Here is a 3,768-nt window from a genome sequence, read left to right on the forward strand (position 1 = left end):
TTATTAATGTAATTTTTAAGTAGTTATGAAAAGAAAATTTGTAAAAGTGATGTTCTTCGGGGCGTTGGCACTTTCTACTGTCACCTATGTAGGTTGTAAGGACTACGATGATGACATCGACAATCTGCAAACACAGATTGACGCAAACAAAGCTAGCATTGCCGAGTTACAGAATTTTGTGAAAGAAGGCAAATGGGTAACCGCTGTAGAGACAATTACTGATGGATTTAAAATTACTTTTAACGATGGTAAAAGCTATTCTATCGTAAGTGGTGCCGATGGCGCAGCAGGTACAAAGATTGAGATTGATTCGGCAACAAAGAACTGGATTATTGATGGAAAAGACACCGGTATTTGTTCTGAAGGAAAGAAAGGTGATAAGGGAGATAAAGGTGACAAAGGTGACAAAGGTGAAGATGGATATGCACCGCAAATTTCAGAAGACGGATATTGGATGGTTTGGGATGCAGAAGCCGGAGGACCTAAAAAAACAGATGTTAAAGCTGCTACAGATATCTATGTAACTGCTGATGCTAATAATCCATTGGTTTGGGTTTTGAATATACTCAATAAGGAAACGGGAGAATGGGAAACTGTTTCTATGCCTAAGGCTGCTCGTATCACTAGTATGCGTGCACTTGGCGAACAAGGTGGAAGTATCGATTTTTCTTCTACTGAGGCAAACGCTACCTTGTATTATGGAGTAGTAGGAAAAGATGTTAAATTTAACGGAAAATCTTATCCAAAAGGAACGTTCCTGTCTGCTAGAGGTAGCATGATTCATGCATTGATTAATCCGGTGAACTTGGAGGTTAAAGATATTCAATCTTATGAAATCGGCTTGACTGATTCTAAAGGAAATACAAACTTTGTTGTAGCTAGTATTGCAGCTAATGTTAGTGAAACTGCTTTAACTCGTGCTGAAAATACAGCAAATAAAGGTATCTATGACTTGACTCTTAAATTTGCTGAAGGTATAGATCCGGATAATTTGAATGAAAATATCGCTTATGCACTTACAACGAAAGATGCGTGGGGGAATGAAATCATCTCCGGATATGATGTGAAAGTTACAGCTAAAGAAGAAGAAAAGACACTTGTAGATGTAAATAAGGATGTAGATTTCAAAGTTACTCATAATCTGGATGAATTGGTTGGTGATCAATTGAATGATGTAGTAGATTATACTTATTCAGTTGTCGAAGCCGATGCTAAGAAAATTGAGGCTACATTTAGCAAGGAAAATAAAACAATTATTGCTAATAAGGAAGGCAAATTGACTGTTACTATTGCCTATTTTACTACTGCTGGAAATGAAAAAGAAGCTAAGTTGAATTTGACATTCAAGTATGCAGCTGAAAAAGCAGAGATTAAAGATATGACTTGGGTCGTAGATGGCGAAAAAGTAACAGCTACTTCTGAAATTGTTGGTCCTTCAGTAGATGTAATCAAAGCAAATATAACAGCTGGTATAGATACGGAAATCGCTTATACTGATGGTAAAGTTGAAATTAACGGAGTGAAGGATTTGGAATATGAAGGTGGTATTACTTTGAAACTGGTAGGTTTGGACAAAGACGGAGAACCCGTAGCTGATATGTCTACAGGTGTAGCTGATATTACTAAATTTGTAATCGAAGCTACATTTGATCCTGCTGAAGTTGCTGCTGTTCCTCATACTGCAACAGTTAAATTCAAAAATGCAGCTCCGACTCCGGGATTGGATAATGATGTTCTGTATGAAACGACATTTAAGATTACTGTAGACCAGCAGGATAGTAAGTTGTTTGAATTCAAACGTGCAGGTGCTTACTTTAGTGGTGATAACGCTACTGCTTATGGTAATGTAAATGATGAAGATGCAGCAGGTAAGATTACTTACAATCTTTACAAACTGTACCAGGAAGGTTCTATTTCTGCTAAAGAGAAAGCACTTATTTCATTTGATGAGGAAATACCGTCCAAAATGGTAGAGGATACAAAAGTCTATGCTGATGCATGGTTGTCCTCAAATAAGAGTAGCGATGAGATCACAGTTGCGCCTTATGATGCTTGGGGTGGTGCTTATGAAGGTCGTAACATTACAGTAGCTTATGCTCCGTTTGGAAATGACCGTCTGAATGTTATCACTGATAAGTTTAATTTGACTGTGAAATCGGAAATCTTCGAAGGTACATTTAAGTATATTGGCAAATCAGGTACTGAAGCTAAGCCATTTGAAGTAGATGGAGGACATACACAAGATCTGTTAGCTAAAGATTTCGAAAAAACAGATGCTTATGGTGTTGGCTATGACTTTGATGACAAGAGAATTAAATCTGTTGTACTTGAATTGGCAAACCAGGATGCTAAAGATTATGTAACATTAAGTGCTACTGACTTTACGAAAACTGACAAAGTTGTAATCTCTAAGAAAGCTTCTCAAACACCTATCGTTACTCCTCCGGTATGTGAAGTAAACGTTATCATTACTGATAAATGGGGTAGACAGACTACTGAAACTGTTTATGTTAAAGTGTTGAAGTAAACCGGATTTAAAAGATCTGTAATTGAGGGCATCTTAATCCTTTTAAGATTAAAGATGCCTTCTATAATATATAATCAAATCTTTTGAGAAGAAATATATTCAGGGATAGACTGAAAATTATGCTTGTGAAAGTATATTCTCAAATGTTTATCTCTAGAAGGGATGCCTCCCTTATTTCCCACGGACATCCCTTTTTATCTCTCTCTTAAGACATCTTACTTATTATACTAGAAGCAATTTGCTAGTCCCTTATTTCCTATAGATAAGGAGATGTTTTAAGAATACAAAAGGCTCGAGCTTGTGAAAGTTCGGGCTTTTCATCGTTATGGTGCATTCCAAAACATCTTTATATTTCGTTTTGTTTGTATGAGGTATTCTTTTTATGAGAATACTTGTATCTTTATTATCAAATTAATCAAAACAATCGTGAGATGTCAAAAGTATTAGGATTTATGAAGCAAGTGGCCCGTGGGTTACAAGTGGAGGGAAACTTTGGAACTGCTCATGTCTATCGCAGCAGTCTCAATGCCATTATTGCTTATCGTGGGAAAGATGATTTTGCCTTCAATGAGGTAGTTTATCTTCGTAGTCGTGGGTGTAGTTGGAATACGGTTTCTACCTATCTGCGCACTTTTCGTGCCGTTTACAATCGTGCCGTCGATCTTCATCGGGCACCATACGTTCCGCATCTGTTCCGTTCGGTGTATACGGGAACTCGTGCCGACCATAAGCGGGCATTAAGTGACGAAGATATGAAGAAAGTTTTTGCGGACTTGTCCCGTTCGTCCGGGGTGTCTTTAGGATTACGACGGGCGCAGGAGTTTTTTATTTTAATGTTTCTTCTTCGTGGTATACCGTTTGTTGATCTTGCTTATCTACGTAAGAGTGATTTACGTGATAATGTGATCACGTATCGTCGGCGTAAAACAGGCCGTCCCCTGTCGGTGACGTTAACTCCGGAAGCAATGATTCTGGTAAAGAAATACATGAACTTCTTCTCCTTATCTCTTTCCTTTTTTGGAAAGCCGTGAAGGAACGAAAGAGGCGTATCGGGAATATCAGTTGGCGTTACGCAGCTTTAATCAACAACTAATGTTGTTAGGAGAGTTATTAGGACTAGGCGATAAATTAAGCTCGTACACGGCGAAACATCATACAATCTCTATCTAATTGAAAATTAAACAGTTATTTCTGTTTAATTAATATCAGGTAACGATTTAGAAACGAGCGAATTACAATAT

The 3,768-nt window shown here is 37.6% G+C and carries 1 protein-coding gene and 1 pseudogene; both read left to right on the top strand.

What is annotated here, in order from left to right; genetic code table 11:
- The first annotated feature begins 25 nt into the window (after positions 1-25).
- A complete protein-coding gene (locus BHV72_RS07040; protein ID WP_286855477.1) occupies positions 26-2,527 on the top strand; it encodes a PL29 family lyase N-terminal domain-containing protein in 2,502 nt (833 codons plus the stop codon).
- A gap of 431 nt (positions 2,528-2,958) precedes the next feature.
- Positions 2,959-3,679, top strand: a pseudogene (locus BHV72_RS07045) (phage integrase SAM-like domain-containing protein); the annotation flags it as partial.
- Positions 3,680-3,768: the final 89 nt, after the last annotated feature.

Source organism: Bacteroides sp. 43_46, assembly GCF_001915455.1.
GTDB lineage: Bacteria > Bacteroidota > Bacteroidia > Bacteroidales > Bacteroidaceae > Bacteroides > Bacteroides caccae.

Bases quoted from the DNA above. Each gene is read 5' to 3' on its own strand.
- BHV72_RS07040 (WP_286855477.1), top strand. From the start codon at position 26: ATGAAAAGAAAATTTGTAAAAGTGATGTTCTTCGGGGCGTTGGCACTT.